Origin of the sequence: Streptococcus mitis, from assembly GCF_003944325.1 — a bacterium.
GTDB lineage: Bacteria > Bacillota > Bacilli > Lactobacillales > Streptococcaceae > Streptococcus > Streptococcus mitis_CW.
The window spans coordinates 1-17,276 of sequence record NZ_RJPX01000021.1; the positions used below are offsets into that span (position 1 = coordinate 1).

Sequence of the window (17,276 nt, forward strand, 5' to 3'; positions counted from 1 at the left end):
ATTGCTTAAGTTAGGAGTTCCTAAATGGATAGCAGATAAGGTATCTGGCTGGGGTGACCACTATCAATTAGTAGCTCAGAAGTCGGTACTTAAACGTGCTATATCAAAACCAGTCCTTGAGAAACGTGGACTGGTTTCGTGTTTGGATTATTACCTTGAACGACATGCGTTAAAAGTTAGTTGAACCGCCGTATGCCGAACGGCACGTACGGTGGTGTGAGAGGGGCTAGAGATTATCCCCTACTCGATGGCTTTATTTTACAAAAGCATTGATTTCTGCTTCGATGTTAGCAATCTTAGCTTGTGATTCTTCGTTGGTTTCACCTACAACTGCAATGTAGAACTTGATTTTTGGTTCTGTACCTGAAGGGCGAACGGCAATCCATGAACCATCAGCAAGAGTGTATTTCAATACATCACTTGGAGGAGTTGTCAAGTTTGTAACAGTTCCGTCAGCAGCAGTAGCAGTTTGGGCTTTGAAGTCTTCTACGACAGTGATAGCTGTTGTGTTCCATTCTTTTGGAGCATTGTTACGGAATTTAGCCATAATCGCTTTGATTTGTTCAGCACCATCGACACCTGAAAGAGTTACAGAGATTGTCTTTTCAGCGTAGTAGCCGTACTCTTTGTAGATTTCTTCGATACCATCAGCAAGTGTCAAACCGCGTGAACGGTAGTAGGCAGCAAGTTCAGCAACGACAAGAACAGCTTGGATAGCATCTTTATCACGTACGAATGGTTTAATCAAGTAACCGAAGCTTTCTTCAAATCCCATCATGTATGTGTGATTGTGTTTTTCTTCGAATTCTTGGATTTTTTCAGCGATAAATTTGAAACCTGTCAAAACGTTGAACATAGTTGCGCCGTAGCTTTCAGCAATCTTCGTTACCAAGTCAGTTGATACGATAGATTTACATAGAGCTGCATTTTCAGGAAGAGTTCCAGCGTTTTTGTGGGCTTCCAAGATGTATTTAGCCATGATAGCACCGATTTGGTTACCTGAAAGGTTGAGGTAGCTACCATCTTTTTGAAGAACTTCCACACCAACACGGTCAGCATCAGGGTCAGTTGCGACAAGAACGTCTGCACCAACTTGACGACCAAGTTCTTCAGCAAGAGCAAAAGCTGCTTGGCTTTCTGGGTTTGGAGATTTTACAGTTGAGAAGTCTGGATCAGCAGTTGCTTGTGCTTCAACAACTTGAACAGAGTCAAATCCTGCTTGGGCAAGAGCACGACGAGCTAACATTTCACCAGTACCATGAAGTGGTGTGTAGACAATCTTCATGTCTTTACCAAATTCTTCAATCAAAGCTGGGTTGATGTTAACGTCTTTGACTTCTTTGAGGTATTCCACATCGACAGCTTCGCCGATAACTTCAATCAAGCCAGAAGCTTTTTCAGCTTCAACATCAGCAACTTCTACCGCAAATGGGTTTTCGATTGCACGGATATAAGTAGTCAAAGCGTCCGCGTCGTGTGGAGGCATTTGTCCACCGTCTTCACCGTAAACCTTGTAACCGTTAAATGGAGCAGGGTTGTGGCTGGCTGTAACCATGATACCTGCGAAACAGTTGAGATGACGAACTGCAAATGATAGTTCTGGAGTTGGACGAAGGCTTTCAAATACGTAAGATTTGATACCGTGTTTAGCAAGAACTGCCGCAGATTCAAAGGCAAACTCAGGTGAGAAGTGACGGCTATCGTAGGCAATTGCGACACCGCGTTTTTTTTCGTTTCCACCTTTTGACTCAATCAAACGAGCCAATCCTTCAGTAGCTTGACGAACAACGTAGATGTTGATGCGGTTTGTACCAGCACCAATCAAACCACGCATACCTGCAGTACCAAATTCAAGATTTGTATAGAAGGCATCTTCCTTTGTTTTTTCGTCCATATTTTCCAAATCTTGACGAAGGTAGTCAGGAAGCTCCGCAAAATCAACCCATTTCTGGTAATTTTCTTGGTAAGACATTGAAATTCTCCTTTTTGTAAATTGTTTTAACCGTTCACATTATAGCACTTTTTAGCGTTTTAGTAAAACGGCAGCATAATTTTCAGAAAAGTAGTGACATATGCCTGTTTATCAAGTCTTGAATGCCTTGGGGAAACATGCTATACTACTTGTATGATTATTTTACAAGCTAATAAAATTGAACGTTCTTTTGCAGGAGAGGTTCTTTTTGATAATATCAACCTGCAAGTTGATGAAAGAGACCGAATTGCTCTTGTTGGAAAAAATGGTGCAGGAAAGTCTACTTTGCTCAAGATATTGGTTGGAGAAGAGGAGCCAACTAGCGGAGAAATCAATAAGAAAAAAGATATTTCTCTGTCTTACCTAGCCCAAGATAGCCGTTTTGAGTCTGAAAATACTATTTATGATGAAATGCTTCATGTCTTTGATGACTTGCGTCGGACGGAGAAACAACTTCGTCAGATGGAGTTGGAGATGGGTGAAAAGTCTGGTGAGGATTTGGATAAACTGATGTCAGATTACGACCGCTTATCTGAGAATTTTCGTCAGGCAGGTGGCTTTACCTATGAAGCTGATATTCGAGCGATTTTGAATGGATTCAAGTTTGACGAATCTATGTGGCAGATGAAAATTGCCGAGCTTTCTGGTGGTCAAAATACTCGTTTGGCACTTGCCAAAATGCTTCTTGAAAAGCCCAATCTCTTGGTATTAGACGAGCCAACCAATCACTTGGATATCGAAACCATTGCCTGGCTAGAGAATTACTTGGTAAATTATAGCGGTGCCCTCATTATCGTCAGTCACGACCGTTATTTCTTGGACAAGGTTGCGACGATTACGCTAGATTTGACCAAGCATTCTTTGGATCGTTATGTGGGTAATTACTCTCGTTTTGTGGAATTAAAGGAGCAGAAGCTAGCTACTGAAGAAAAAAACTATGAAAAGCAACAAAAGGAAATCGCTGCTCTGGAAGATTTTGTCAATCGCAATCTAGTCCGTGCTTCAACGACCAAACGTGCCCAATCTCGTCGCAAGCAACTTGAAAAAATGGAACGTTTAGACAAGCCTGAAGCTGGTAAGAAATCAGCTAATATGACCTTCCAGTCTGAGAAAACGTCTGGTAATGTTGTATTGACTGTTGAAAATGCGGCTGTTGGCTATGATGGGGAAGTCCTGTCAGAACCGATTAACCTAGACCTTCGTAAGATGAATGCTGTTGCCATCGTTGGTCCAAATGGAATCGGCAAGTCAACCTTTATCAAGTCTATTGTGGACCAGATTCCTTTTATCAAGGGAGAAAAGCGCTTTGGCGCTAATGTTGAGGTTGGTTACTATGATCAAACCCAAAGCAAGCTGACACCAAGTAATACTGTATTAGATGAACTCTGGAATGATTTTAAACTGACACCAGAAGTTGAAATTCGTAGCCGCCTCGGTGCCTTCCTTTTCTCAGGAGATGATGTTAAAAAATCTGTCGGCATGCTGTCTGGTGGCGAGAAAGCTCGTTTGCTTTTGGCTAAATTGTCTATGGAGAACAACAACTTCTTGATTCTGGACGAGCCAACCAACCACTTGGATATTGATAGCAAGGAAGTGCTAGAAAATGCCTTGATTGACTTTGATGGAACTCTTCTATTCGTCAGCCACGATCGTTACTTTATCAATCGTGTAGCCACTCATGTACTGGAATTGTCAGAGAAGGGTTCAACTCTCTACCTTGGAGATTACGATTACTATGTTGAGAAGAAAGCAGAAGTAGAAGCGATTCAGATAGAAGAAGCTTCAACTAGCAATCAAGCAAAAGAAGCAAGTCCAGTCAATGACTATCAGGCCCAGAAAGAAAGTCAAAAAGAAGCCCGCAAGCTCATGCGACAAATCGAAAATCTAGAAGCTGAAATCGAAGAGTTAGAAAGTCAAAGTCAAGCCATTTCTGAACAAATGTTGGAAACCAACGATGCAGGTAAACTCATGGAATTGCAGGCGGAGCTGGACAAAATCAGCCACCGTCAGGAAGAAGCTATGCTTGAGTGGGAAGAATTATCAGAGCAGGTGTAAAGATGGAACATCTTGGAAAAGTATTTCGTGAATTTCGGACAAGTGGAAATTATTCTTTAAAGGAGGCGGCAGGGGACTCCTGTTCAACGTCTCAGTTATCTCGCTTTGAGCTTGGGGAGTCTGACCTAGCAGTCTCACGTTTCTTTGAGCTTTTGGATAACATTCATGTAACAATCGAAAATTTCATGGATAAGGCAAGGAATTTTCATAATCATGAACATGTTGCCATGATGGGACAAATTGTGCCTCTTTACTATTCAAATGATATTGCAGGTTTTCAAAAGATTCAAAGAGAACAACTTGAAAAGGCTAAGAGTTCGATGACACCCCTTTATTTTGAGCTGAACTGGATTTTGCTACAAGGTCTGATTTGTCAAAGAGATTCGACTTATGATATGAAGCAGGATGATTTGGATAAGGTAGCAGATTATCTCTTCAAAACAGAAGAATGGACCATGTATGAATTGATTCTTTTCGGGAATCTCTATAGTTTCTACGATGTAGACTATGTCACTCGGATTGGTAGAGAAGTTATGGAGAGGGAAGAATTTTACCAAGAGATTGGTCGCCATAAGAGATTGGTGTTGATTTTGGCCCTCAATTGTTACCAGCATTGTTTAGAGCACCTTTCTTTCGAAAATGCAAGCTATTTTGAGACTTATACAGAGAAGATTATTGGTAAAGGGATCAAGCTGTATGAGCGTAATATTTTCCATTATCTAAAAGGCTTTGATTTGTACCAAAAAGGAAAGTGTAAAGAAGGCTGTAAGCAGATGAAAGAGGCCATGCGTATTTTTGACCTACTAGGTCTTCCAGAGCAAGTAGCCTACTATCAGGAACACTACGAAAAATTTGTCAAAGATTAATTTTCCCAAATAAGGGAAAAATGAAAAAGCTCCTTTCGGTTTTGATACAATAGTTTCAAAATTTGAGAGGAGTTTTTATATGAATCGCTATGCAGTACAGTTGATTAGCCGTGGAGCTGTTAACAAAATAGGGAATATGCTCTATGATTATGGAAATAGTGTCTGGTTGGCTTCCATGGGGACTATCGGACAGACAGTTTTAGGAATGTATCAGATTTCTGAACTCATCACATCTATTCTCGTCAATCCCTTCGGCGGAGTTATTTCAGACCGATTTTCTCGTCGTAAGATTTTAATGACGACAGACCTTGTTTGTGGGATTCTTTGTCTGGCTATTTCTTTCATAAGGAATGATAGCTGGATGATTGGGGCTTTGATTTTTGCCAACATTGTTCAGGCGATTGCCTTTGCCTTTTCTCGTACAGCCAATAAAGCTATCATAACTGAAGTGGTGGAGAAAGATGAGATTGTGATCTATAATTCTCGCTTAGAGCTGGTTTTGCAGGTTATAGGTGTTAGCTCTCCTGTTCTTTCCTTCCTTGTTTTACAATTTGCAAGTCTCCATATGACGCTACTGCTAGACTCGCTGACTTTTTTCATAGCTTTTGTTCTAGTGGCTTTCCTTCCAAAAGAGGAAGCAAAAGTTCAAGAGAAAAAGGCTTTTACTGGGAGAGATATTTTTGTAGATATCAAGGATGGGTTACACTATATCTGGCATCAGCAAGAAATTTTCTTCCTTTTGCTGGTAGCTTCCAGCGTTAATTTCTTTTTTGCAGCTTTTGAATTTCTACTTCCCTTTTCGAATCAGCTTTATGGGTCAGAAGGAGCCTATGCAAGTATTTTAACTATGGGGGCTATTGGTTCCATCATTGGGGCTCTTCTAGCTAGTAAAATTAAAGCTAATGTTTATAATCTTTTGATTTTACTGGCTTTGACAGGTGTCGGAGTTTTTATGATGGGATTACCACTTCCAAATTTTCTTTCCTTTTCTGGAAATTTAGTTTGTGAATTGTTTATGACGATTTTTAATATTCACTTTTTTACTCAAGTACAAATCAAGGTTGAGAGCGAATTTCTTGGGAGAGTACTGAGTACAATTTTTACCTTAGCTATTCTATTTATGCCTATTGCAAAAGGATTTATGACAGTCCTGCCAAGTGTACATCTCTCTTCTTTCCTGATAATTGGAAGTGGTGTTATCATCTTGTCTTGTATATCGTTTATTTATGTTCGAACTTATTTTGAAAAAGAGACATAAGTTTGCTTGGACTTCAAAAATAATTCCAATCTAAGTGTTTTTCCACCCTTCTCGTTTGTGAGGAGGGCTTAGTTTATGGTAAAATGGTTTTATGAATAAAAGAATGAATGAGTTAGTCGCCTTGCTCAATTGCTATGCGACTGAGTACTATACCAGCGATAATCCCTCGGTTTCAGATAGTGAGTATGACCGCCTTTACCGTGAGTTGGTCGAGTTAGAAACTACCTATCCAGATCAAGTGCTAGCAGACAGTCCGACTCATCGTGTTGGTGGCAAGGTTTTAGATGGTTTTGAAAAATACAGTCATCAGTATCCTCTTTATAGTTTGCAGGATGCTTTTTCACGTGAGGAGCTTGAAGCTTTTGATGCGCGTGTTCGTAAGGAAGTGATCCATCCAACCTATATTTGTGAGCTGAAAATCGATGGCTTGTCAATCTCTCTTACTTATGAAAAGGGGATTCTAGTTGCTGGGGCAACACGTGGAGATGGTTCTATTGGTGAAAATATCACAGAAAATCTTAAACGTGTTAAGGATATTCCTTTGACCTTGCCAGAAGAACTAGATATCACAGTTCGTGGGGAATGTTATATGCCACGCGCTTCTTTTGACAAGGTTAACCAAGCTCGCCAAGAAAATGGAGAGCCTGAATTTGCTAATCCTCGTAATGCAGCAGCAGGAACCCTTCGGCAGTTAGATACAGCTGTAGTAGCCAAGCGCAATCTTGCAACGTTTCTCTATCAAGAAGCTAGCCCTTCAACTCGAGATAGTCAAGAAAAGGTTTTGAAGCATCTTGAACAACTAGGCTTTGTGGTCAATCCTAAGCGAATTTTGGCTGAAAACATAGATGAAATCTGGAATTTTATCCAAGAAGTAGGACAAGAAAGGGACAATCTTCCTTATGATATCGATGGGGTGGTGATCAAGGTCAACGACCTGGCAGGTCAAGAAGAACTCGGCTTTACCGTTAAGGCTCCAAAGTGGGCAGTAGCCTACAAATTTCCTGCTGAGGAAAAAGAAGCACAACTCTTATCCGTTGACTGGACAGTTGGCCGTACGGGTGTTGTAACCCCGACTGCCAATCTAACACCAGTACAACTAGCTGGGACAACTGTTAGTCGTGCAACTCTGCACAATGTGGATTATATTGCTGAAAAAGATATCCGAAAAGATGATACGGTTATCGTTTATAAGGCTGGAGATATCATCCCTGCCGTATTGCGTGTGATAGAGTCCAAACGGGTTTCTGAAGAGAAACTAGATATCCCTACAAACTGCCCAAGTTGTGATTCTGACTTGTTGCACTTTGAAGATGAAGTGGCTCTCCGTTGTATTAATCCGCGTTGCCCTGCTCAAATCATGGAAGGCTTGATTCACTTTGCTTCTCGTGATGCTATGAATATTACAGGCCTTGGTCCATCTATTGTTGAGAAACTTTTCGCTGCCAATTTAGTCAAGGATGTGGCAGATATTTACCGTTTGCAAGAAGAAGATTTCCTCCTTTTAGAGGGGGTCAAGGAAAAGTCCGCTGCTAAACTGTATCAGGCTATCCAAGCATCAAAGGAAAATTCTGCCGAGAAGCTCTTATTTGGTTTGGGAATTCGCCATGTCGGAAGCAAGGCCAGTCAGCTGTTACTTCAACATTTTCACTCGATTGAAAATCTGGCTCAGGCAGATCCAGATGAAGTGGCTAGTATTGAAAGTTTGGGTGGTGTGATTGCCAAGAGTCTTCAGACTTATTTTGCAACAGAAGGTTCTGAAATTCTGCTTAGAGAATTGAAAGAAGCTGGGGTCAATTTGGACTATAAAGGACAGATCGTAGTAGCAGATGCAGCCTTGTCAGGTTTGACAGTGGTATTGACTGGAAAATTAGAACGTCTCAAACGCTCAGAAGCTAAAAGTAAACTCGAAAGCTTGGGAGCTAAAGTAACAGGCAGTGTTTCTAAAAAGACCGACCTTGTCGTTGCTGGTGCAGATGCTGGAAGTAAACTTCAAAAGGCACAAGAACTCGGCATCGAAGTTCGAGATGAAGCTTGGCTAGAAAGTCTGTAATGATCGTTTAAAACCAGACTTTAGACAGTCTGTAATGATCGTTTAAAACCAGACTTTAGACAGTATAACTAGTTTGTTAATCGGGACAAAATCGGCCAAAAATTTATTAGTCAAATAGAAACAAATCAAGAAGTAAAAAGGAAAAATAAAAAATGTTTAATTACCCTATGCGCATTCATTACCATCGCAAGAATGGAGAATACGATACTTGCTCTTTTGTAAAAAGTCAGGATCAGCGGATTGATTTGCTGACTTACCAAGAAGATTATTTTGGTGCCTTATTTAGTTTTGAACACCCAAGTTCTCATGCCTTAGAAAGCTTGAATTTTGTGGTTCATACAGGCCAAACCAGTAAAGAATATGCTATCCGTTTTAATCACTATCCCCTCTTAACAGAGGTCTGGATTTTGGAAGGTGATGACAGAATTTATTATTCTGAAAATCCTGCTATTGTAAGTCCTTTCTATAAAAATCAAAATCCATTTGCCTTTGACAAGGCTATCAATAGTGCTAGTTTCGACCATCATTGGGGGTACCAAGGAGAATTGGGTTGCCGTGTAGAGGAAAATCAGGCTCATTTTGCTCTCTGGGCTCCTACAGCTACAGAAGTGCAAGTTGTCGTTTATGAATCAGCTGCTAACGATGCTCCTGTTTGGAAGACCTTTGAGATGGAGAGAGGCAATAGCTACTCTTATAACCATAAAGACAATACAATCGGTGTCTGGAGTTTGGATGTTGAGGAAGATTTAACTGGTAAGGCTTATCAGTATCAGGTCCAATTCCCTCATCACCAAACAGTGACACGCGATCCTTATACCATCGCGACCAGTCCTGATGGCAAACGTTCAGCTATTCTGAGCCATGAAGAAAAGCAAGTTGCAAACTTCGAGGTCAAGCACGGTTCAGAGGCTACTTGGCGCTTGGCAAATCCATGTAAGGCAGTTATTTGTGAAATGCATATTCGTGATTTGACCAAATCACCGACCTCAGGTGTGGATGAACATCTTCGAGGAACTTTCTTGGGTGCTGCCCAGACTGGAACGGTTAACCAGTACGGTCAGTCAACTGCTTTTGATTACATCAAGAAGCTGGGCTATAATTATGTTCAGTTGCAACCAATTGCAGACCGTCACAAAGAATATGATGCGGATGGGAATGTAACTTACAACTGGGGTTATGATCCACAAAACTATAACGCACCAGAAACGAGCCTTTCAACTAATCCAGATGATCCAGCTCAGGTCATTCGTGATTTGAAGACCATGATTCAAGCTTATCATGATGCGGGTATTGGTGTCATTATGGATGTGGTCTATAATCATACCTTCTCAGTAGTTGATGCACCTTTCCAAACAACAGTCCCTGATTACTATTATCGTATGAATCCAGACGGTACCTTCCAGAATGGAACAGGTGTAGGAAATGAAACAGCCAGCGAACATGAAATGTTCCGCAAGTACATGATTGATTCTCTCCTATACTGGGTGCAGGAATACAATATCGACGGCTTCCGTTTTGATTTGATGGGGATTCATGATGTCAAGACCATGCAGATGATTCGTCAGAGTTTGGATGAAATTGACCCTAACATTATCCTTTATGGAGAAGGATGGGATATGGGAACAGGTCTTGCGCCTTATGATAAGGCCAAGAAAGACAATGCCTACCAGATGCCAAATATTGGTTTCTTTAATGACAATCAGCGCGATGCTGTCAAAGGTGGAGAAGTCTACGGTGCTATCAAGTCAGGTTTTGTCAGCGGTGCTGCGACAGAGCCAATTCTAGCCAAAGCAATCCTAGGCAGTCGTGAATTAGGAACCTATACACATCCAAATCAAGTACTTAACTATGTGGAAGCCCATGACAATTACAATCTTCACGATTTATTGGCAACTCTTCATCCAGACCAAAGTTCAGAGCAAATCATGCGCAAGGTCGAAACTGCCACAGCCATGAATCTGCTCATGCAAGGGATGGCCTTTATGGAAATCGGTCAAGAATTTGGTCGTACCAAACTGGTTGCGACTGGTGAGAATGGTGAGTTGACACATGATGATAGAGAGCGTGCCATGAATAGCTATAATGCTCCTGACAGTGTGAATCAAGTCAACTGGGACTTGCTTAATGAGCGTCAAGACAGTATTGACTTTATCCGTCAGATGATTCGATTGAAGACAGAAACCAGTGCCTTTTCTTACCCTACTTATGAAGAAATTTACCATCATGTCTTTGTTCATTCAGCAAATGAGCATAGTGGTTGGATTGTTTATGAAATTCACAGGGAAGAACACTTATTAGTTGTCTTTAATGCTAAAGGGCAAGACTTCCAGTTTGAAAATGCTGGAAATCTAGAACTGTTGGTGACCAATAGCCATTTAGCTGATAAAGACACGGTTGGTGGTGTTAGCGCCAGCGTCTTTAAAGTTTTGTAGAATTTTACAATTTAAATTCATTTACAGTGCTTTATCTCTTAAAAACAATAAAATCAGGAAATTCATTTCCTGGTTTCTTTTTTTACTTAAAATTATATTTTTGTTAGTAAAATAACGAACTTTATGATAGTATTGTTAAAAAACAATTCGTTTTCAAAGATTTTCCGAAAATTTCTTGATTTACAAGTGAATATATCAGTGAATTTGTTGAAGATTTTCAAAAGAATTTTTAGCAAATATCGTAATTTACTTGAATCTTATCTAAAAAGATAGTATAATAAAACTATAGAAAACGCTTACAAAGGATAGGAGGGTGTATGGATAAGAAAAAAGCTTTAGAAACTTTTATGACAGGTGAGAATTTTCACCTCCAGCATTATCTGGGAGCGCATAGGGAAGAAAAAGCTGGTGAGTCTGGCTATACTTTCCGAGTTTGGGCACCCAATGCTCAGGCAGTTCACTTGGTAGGGGATTTCACCAATTGGCTTGAACATCAAATTCCGATGGAACGGAATGAATTTGGAGTCTGGGAAGTCTTCACCAGTCTTGCTCAAGAAGGCCAAATTTATAAGTACAATATTACACGTGCAACTGGTCATCAGCTTATGAAGATTGATCCCATGGCCGTTCGATATGAGGCTCGCCCTGGTACTGGAGCGATTTTAACAGATATTCCAGAGAAAAAATGGAAGGATGGGCTCTGGCTAGCCCGTAGAAAACGCTGGAGCTTTGAAGAGCGTCCTGTCAATATTTATGAGGTCCATGCTGGTTCTTGGAAGAGAAATCCTGATGGCAACCCCTATACTTTTGCTCAATTGAAAGATGAACTCATTCCTTACTTGGTTGAGATGAACTATACTCACATTGAGTTTATGCCTTTGATGTCTCACCCACTAGGTTTGAGTTGGGGCTATCAGCTTATGGGTTACTTTGCTCTAGAGCATGCCTATGGTCGCCCTGAAGAGCTTCAAGATTTTGTTGAGGAATGTCACTTAAACAATATAGGCGTTATTGTAGACTGGGTACCTGGTCACTTTACTATCAATGATGATGCCTTGGCCTATTATGATGGGACGCCTACTTTTGAATACCAAGACCATAATAAGGCTCATAACTACGGTTGGGGAGCACTCAATTTTGACCTTGGAAAGAATGAAGTCCAGTCTTTCTTGATTTCTAGTATTAAGTTTTGGATTGACTTTTACCATTTGGACGGTATTCGAGTGGATGCGGTTAGCAACATGCTCTATCTTGACTACGATGACGCTCCATGGACACCTAATAAAGATGGGGGCAATCTCAACTACGAGGGATATTATTTCTTAAAGCGTTTGAATGATGTCATTAAACAAGCTCATCCAGATGTGATGATGATTGCAGAAGAAAGCTCATCTGCAACACAGATTACTGACACCAAGGATTCAGATGGTCTTGGCTTTGATTATAAATGGAATATGGGTTGGATGAATGATATCCTCCGATTCTACGAAGAAGATCCGATTTATCGTAAATACGACTTTAACCTGGTGACTTTTAGCTTTATGTATGTCTTCAAGGAGAACTATCTCTTACCATTCTCGCACGATGAAGTGGTTCATGGCAAGAAGAGTATGATGCACAAGATGTGGGGAGATCGCTATAATCAATTCGCAGGCTTGCGCAATCTCTACACTTACCAAATTTGTCACCCAGGTAAAAAATTGCTCTTCATGGGTAGTGAATATGGGCAATTTCTAGAATGGAAATCTGAAGAGCAGTTGGAATGGTCTAACCTAGAAGATCCAATGAATGCTAAGATGAAGTATTTCACTTCTCAGCTAAACCAGTTTTACAAAGACCACCGCTGTCTGTGGGAAATTGATACCAGCTATGATGGTATTGAAATCATTGATGCGGATAATCGAGACCAGAGTGTTCTTTCCTTCATCCGTAAGGGTAAGAAGGATGATATGTTAGTCTGTGTCTTTAATATGGTACCTGTCGAACGAAAAGATTTTACAATCGGACTTCCTGTTGCAGGTATTTATGAAGAAGTATGGAATACTGAGTTAGAAGAGTGGGGAGGTGTCTGGAAAGAACATAATCAAACTGTTCAAACGCAAAAAGAACTATGGAAAGATTATGAGCAGACCTTGACCTTTACCTTACCGGCTATGGGAGCTAGTGTATGGAAAATCAAGCGTCGCTTGAAATCTGATAAAACTGTCACAAGTAAAAACCAAAAAGGAGTAGAAAATGAAGAATGAAATGTTAGCTTTGATTCTTGCTGGTGGGCAAGGAACTCGTCTCGGTAAACTTACTCAAAGCATCGCAAAACCAGCTGTGCAATTTGGTGGGCGCTACCGTATCATTGACTTTGCTCTCTCAAACTGTGCCAACTCAGGCATCAACAATGTTGGAGTTATTACACAGTATCAACCACTTGCTCTCAACAATCATATTGGAAATGGTTCAAGTTGGGGTCTAGATGGGATTAATTCTGGTGTCTCTATCCTTCAACCTTATTCTGCAAGTGAAGGAAATCGTTGGTTCGAAGGGACTAGTCACGCTATTTATCAAAATATCGACTACATCGATAGTGTCAATCCTGAGTATGTTTTGATTCTTTCGGGTGACCATATCTATAAGATGGACTACGATGCTATGCTCCAGTCTCACAAGGATAATAATGCCAGCCTGACAGTAGCTGTTCTTGATGTTCCTCTTAAAGAAGCTAGCCGTTTTGGTATTATGAACACCGATGCCAATAACCGCATTGTTGAATTTGAAGAGAAACCAGCCCAACCTAAATCTACCAAAGCCTCTATGGGGATTTACATCTTTGATTGGCAACGTCTCCGCAATATGTTAGTAGCTGCTGAAAAGAGCAATGTCGATATGTCAGACTTCGGTAAAAATGTCATTCCAAATTACCTTGAGTCAGGTGAAAGTGTCTATGCTTACGAATTTAATGGTTACTGGAAAGATGTTGGTACTATTGAGTCTCTTTGGGAAGCCAACATGGAGTACATTTCTCCAGAAAATGCCTTGGATAGCCGTAACCGTCAATGGAAGATTTATTCAAGAAACTTGATTTCACCACCAAACTTCCTTGGGGCAAATGCACATGTGGAAGATTCTTTGGTTGTCGATGGCTGTTTTGTAGATGGAACGGTTAAACACTCTATTCTTTCAACAGGTGCGCAAGTTCGCGAAGGAGCAGAAGTAGTAGATTCAGTTATCATGAGTGGAGCCATCATTGGACATGGAGCTAAAATCAAACGTGCCATTATTGGTGAAGGTGCAGTTATTTCTGATGGTGTCGAAATTGATGGAACAGAAGAAGTACAAGTTGTAGGATATAATGAAGTAGTGGGGGTAGCAACAGATGAAGATTGATAAATATTCTGCCATTTTAGGAAACACAGTTGGTTTTCATGATATGTCAACATTGACAGACCATCGTCCAGTAGCTAGTTTGCCATTTGGCGGTAAATATCGTTTGATTGACTTCCCACTCTCAAGTCTTGCCAATGCTGGTGTTCGCAGTGTTTTTGGTATTTTTCAGCAGGATAATATTAGTTCTGTTTTTGACCATATCCGTTCAGGGCGTGAGTGGGGCTTGTCAACTCTTCTTAGTCACTATTATCTAGGAATTTATAATACACGCGTTGAGAGTAGCACAGTAGGAAAAGAATATTACCAACAGCTGCTCACCTATTTAAAACGCTCTGGGTCAAACCAAACAGTATCACTCAACTGTGATGTTTTGATTAATATTGATTTGAACCAAGTGTTCCACCTTCATAACACAACGAAGGGGCCTATTACAGTTGTTTATAAGAAACTTCCTAAGAAAGATATTTCAGAAGTCAACGCAATCTTGGAAGTAGATGAAACAGACCATGTTCGTTCTCATAAACTCTTTGATAGCAAGTCAACAGCTGAAATGTTCAATATGTCCACAGATATCTTTGTCGTTGATACACCTTGGTTGATTGAACGTCTAGAAGAAGAATCTAAAAAAGAACATCCAGAGAAATTGCGTTATGTTTTACGAGATTTAGCTGCAAAAGAAGGGGCTTTTGCCTACGAGTACACAGGTTATCTAGCAAATATTCATTCTATAGAGTCTTATTACAAAGCTAACAAAGATATGCTTGAATCACAAAAATTCTACTCTCTCTTCTCACCAAATCAAAAGATTTATACAAAGGTCAAAAACGAAGAGCCAACTTACTATGCCAATACATCTAAGGTAAGTACTTCTCAGTTTGCTTCTGGTAGTATCATTGAAGGTCAAGTGGCTAATTCTGTTCTATCACGTAATATTCATGTTTACAAGGATAGCTTGGTTAAAGATAGCCTGCTCTTCCCTCGTGTTGTCATTGGAGAAGGAGCTCAGGTAGAATATGCTATCTTGGACAAGGGTGTTGAAGTTGAGCCTGGTGTTGTGATTCGAGGAACTGCAGAACATCCAGTTGTTGTTAAGAAAGGTAGCAAAGTAACAGAGGATATTCATTCATGAAAATTTTATTTGTAGCAGCAGAGGGTGCACCCTTTTCAAAAACAGGTGGTTTGGGAGATGTCATTGGCGCTCTTCCAAAATCACTAGTAAAAGCTGGGCACGAAGTTGCAGTTGTTTTACCCTACTATGATATGGTAGAGACTAAATTTGGAAATCAGATTGAAGATGTTCTTCATTTTGAGGTGAGCGTCGGTTGGCGCAGACAGTACTGTGGGATTAAGAAAACAGTGCTAAATGGTGTGACCTTCTACTTTATTGACAACCAATATTATTTCTTCCGTGGCCATGTTTACGGTGATTTTGACGACGGAGAACGCTTTGCCTTTTTCCAACTGGCTGCCATTGAGGCTATGGAAAGAATTGACTTTATCCCCGACCTTCTCCATGTTCATGATTACCATACAGCCATGATACCATTCTTGTTAAAGGAAAAATACCGTTGGATTCAAGCTTATCAAGGAATTAAAACTGTTTTAACCATTCATAATTTGGAATTCCAAGGACAATTCTCAGAAGGAATGTTATGGGATTTGTTTGGAGTTGGCTTTGAACGTTATGCTGATGGTACCCTTCGCTGGAACAATTGTTTGAACTGGATGAAGGCTGGTATTCTTTATGCTGACCGTGTTTCAACCGTTTCGCCTAGCTATGCTTATGAAATTATGACCAGTCAGTTCGGATGTAACTTGGATCAGATTCTTCGAATGGAGTCTGGTAAAGTTTCTGGTATCGTGAATGGGATTGATGCTGACCTTTATAATCCTCAGACCGATACCCTATTAGACTATCATTTTAATCAGGAAGATTTGTCTGGAAAAGCCCAAAACAAGGCGAAATTGCAAGAAAGAGTTGGCTTGCCAGTTAGAGCTGATGTTCCATTGGTGGGAATTGTTTCTCGTTTGACACGTCAAAAAGGTTTTGATGTGGTGGTGGAAAGTCTGCACCATATTTTGCAAGAAGACGTTCAGATTGTTCTTTTAGGAACTGGTGATCCAGCCTTTGAAGGAGCTTTCTCATGGTTTGCTCAAATCTACCCAGACAAGCTATCAGCAAATATCACTTTTGATGTCAAACTAGCTCAAGAAATCTACGCTGCTTGTGACCTCTTCCTCATGCCGAGTCGTTTTGAACCGTGTGGCTTGTCTCAGATGATGGCTATGCGTTACGGAACCTTGCCATTGGTTCATGAAGTTGGTGGTTTGCGAGATACCGTTCGCGCTTTCAATCCAATCGAAGGAAGCGGTACTGGTTTTAGCTTTGACAATCTATCTCCTTATTGGTTAAATTGGACTTTCCAAACAGCATTGGACTTGTATAGAAACCATCCTGATGTTTGGAGAAATCTACAAAAACAAGCTATGGAGTGTGATTTCTCATGGGATACAGCCTGCAAGTCATACCTTGACTTGTACCATAGTTTAGTTAATTAATAGATAAAATCGTATGATGACTTCATACGATTTTTGGGCTGTTTAGAGAGGAGAACTGATGTCTCAAGTAAAAGGCTTGTGTGTCATGGATGTTGATGGAACCTTAATCCTAGAAGAAGTGATTGATTTGTTGGGTCGAGAAGCAGGTTGTGAGGAGGAAATTTCACAGATTACAAGTCAGGCAATGAGAGGAGAGTTAGACTTTGAAAGCAGTTTAAGCAAAAGAGTTTCCTTCTTGGAAGGTCTTCCTGTTTCGGTTTTTGATAAAGTCTTCAACACTATTCATTTAACGCCAAATGCCCAGAAATTTATCTCCATTCTCCAAAAGAATGGCATCCTAGTTGGTCTGGTGTCTGGTGGCTTTACACCAATAGTTGAGACACTAGCTAAATCCCTTGGTATTGCCTATTTTTCTGCCAACCAACTTGAAGTCAAAGAAGGTTTTTTAACAGGAAAATTAGTTGGAGCAATTATAAGCCCTGAAGTCAAACAAGCAACTCTGGAAAAATGGAGAAAGGAATTCAAACTCCCTAAAGAAAGAACAGTTGCAATCGGTGATGGGGCTAATGACTTATTAATGTTGAAATCAGCAGGACTGGGAATTGCTTTTTGTGCCAAAGAAGTGCTGAAAAAAGAAATACCACATCATGTTGACAAGAGGGATTTTTTAGAAGTTCTTCCTTTGGTTGACTTTTTAGAATGAAGG

Annotated in this window: 11 protein-coding genes and 1 pseudogene; 11 read left to right on the forward strand and 1 reads right to left on the reverse strand. The window is 40.4% G+C overall.

The window, feature by feature from the left end:
• Positions 1–184 (forward strand): annotated as a pseudogene (locus D8787_RS06930) (group II intron reverse transcriptase/maturase); the annotation flags it as partial.
• Positions 185–253: 69 nt separating this feature from the next.
• Here the strand turns inward: D8787_RS06930 and D8787_RS06935 are convergent.
• Positions 254–1,972 carry a phospho-sugar mutase gene (locus D8787_RS06935; RefSeq protein ID WP_125422135.1) on the reverse strand — a complete coding sequence of 573 codons (1,719 nt, stop codon included), beginning with the start codon at positions 1,970–1,972 and terminating at the stop codon, positions 254–256.
• Positions 1,973–2,125: 153 nt separating this feature from the next.
• Between D8787_RS06935 and D8787_RS06940 the strand changes: the two genes are divergently transcribed.
• From D8787_RS06940 to serB, 10 genes are all read left to right on the forward strand, one after another.
• Positions 2,126–4,027: an ATP-binding cassette domain-containing protein gene (locus D8787_RS06940; RefSeq protein WP_125422138.1), complete on the forward strand. Its 1,902-nt coding sequence runs from the start codon at positions 2,126–2,128 to the stop codon at positions 4,025–4,027.
• A gap of 2 nt (positions 4,028–4,029) precedes the next feature.
• Complete coding sequence (locus D8787_RS06945) at positions 4,030–4,893, forward strand: XRE/MutR family transcriptional regulator (RefSeq protein WP_125422141.1); 864 nt, start codon at positions 4,030–4,032, stop codon at positions 4,891–4,893.
• 79 nt (positions 4,894–4,972) lie between these two features.
• Positions 4,973–6,151 (forward strand): MFS transporter, encoded by a 1,179-nt coding sequence (locus D8787_RS06950; RefSeq protein WP_125422144.1) that lies wholly within the window; start codon positions 4,973–4,975, stop codon positions 6,149–6,151.
• A 91-nt stretch (positions 6,152–6,242) separates the two neighbouring features.
• Complete coding sequence (ligA, locus tag D8787_RS06955; RefSeq protein WP_125422148.1) at positions 6,243–8,201, forward strand: NAD-dependent DNA ligase LigA; 1,959 nt, start codon at positions 6,243–6,245, stop codon at positions 8,199–8,201.
• 152 nt (positions 8,202–8,353) lie between these two features.
• The gene (gene pulA, locus D8787_RS06960; RefSeq protein ID WP_125422151.1) at positions 8,354–10,633 is read left to right on the forward strand and encodes a type I pullulanase; all 2,280 of its coding nucleotides are present in this window, start codon (positions 8,354–8,356) and stop codon (positions 10,631–10,633) included.
• Positions 10,634–10,950: 317 nt separating this feature from the next.
• Positions 10,951–12,879, forward strand: a complete 1,929-nt coding sequence (glgB, locus tag D8787_RS06965) for a 1,4-alpha-glucan branching protein GlgB (RefSeq protein ID WP_125422154.1) — start codon at positions 10,951–10,953, stop codon at positions 12,877–12,879.
• The gene (locus tag D8787_RS06970) at positions 12,869–14,011 is read left to right on the forward strand and encodes a glucose-1-phosphate adenylyltransferase (RefSeq protein ID WP_000787283.1); all 1,143 of its coding nucleotides are present in this window, start codon (positions 12,869–12,871) and stop codon (positions 14,009–14,011) included. Before glgB ends, D8787_RS06970 begins: the two co-directional genes overlap by 11 nt.
• On the forward strand, positions 14,001–15,140 hold the full coding sequence (gene glgD, locus D8787_RS06975) for a glucose-1-phosphate adenylyltransferase subunit GlgD (RefSeq protein ID WP_125422157.1): 1,140 nt from the start codon (positions 14,001–14,003) through the stop codon (positions 15,138–15,140). The genes D8787_RS06970 and glgD overlap by 11 nt, the downstream gene beginning before the upstream one ends.
• Complete coding sequence (gene glgA, locus D8787_RS06980; RefSeq protein ID WP_125422160.1) at positions 15,137–16,570, forward strand: glycogen synthase GlgA; 1,434 nt, start codon at positions 15,137–15,139, stop codon at positions 16,568–16,570. Before glgD ends, glgA begins: the two co-directional genes overlap by 4 nt.
• A 58-nt stretch (positions 16,571–16,628) precedes the next feature.
• Positions 16,629–17,273: a phosphoserine phosphatase SerB gene (serB, locus tag D8787_RS06985; RefSeq protein ID WP_125422163.1), complete on the forward strand. Its 645-nt coding sequence runs from the start codon at positions 16,629–16,631 to the stop codon at positions 17,271–17,273.
• The last annotated feature ends 3 nt before the right edge of the window (positions 17,274–17,276 follow it).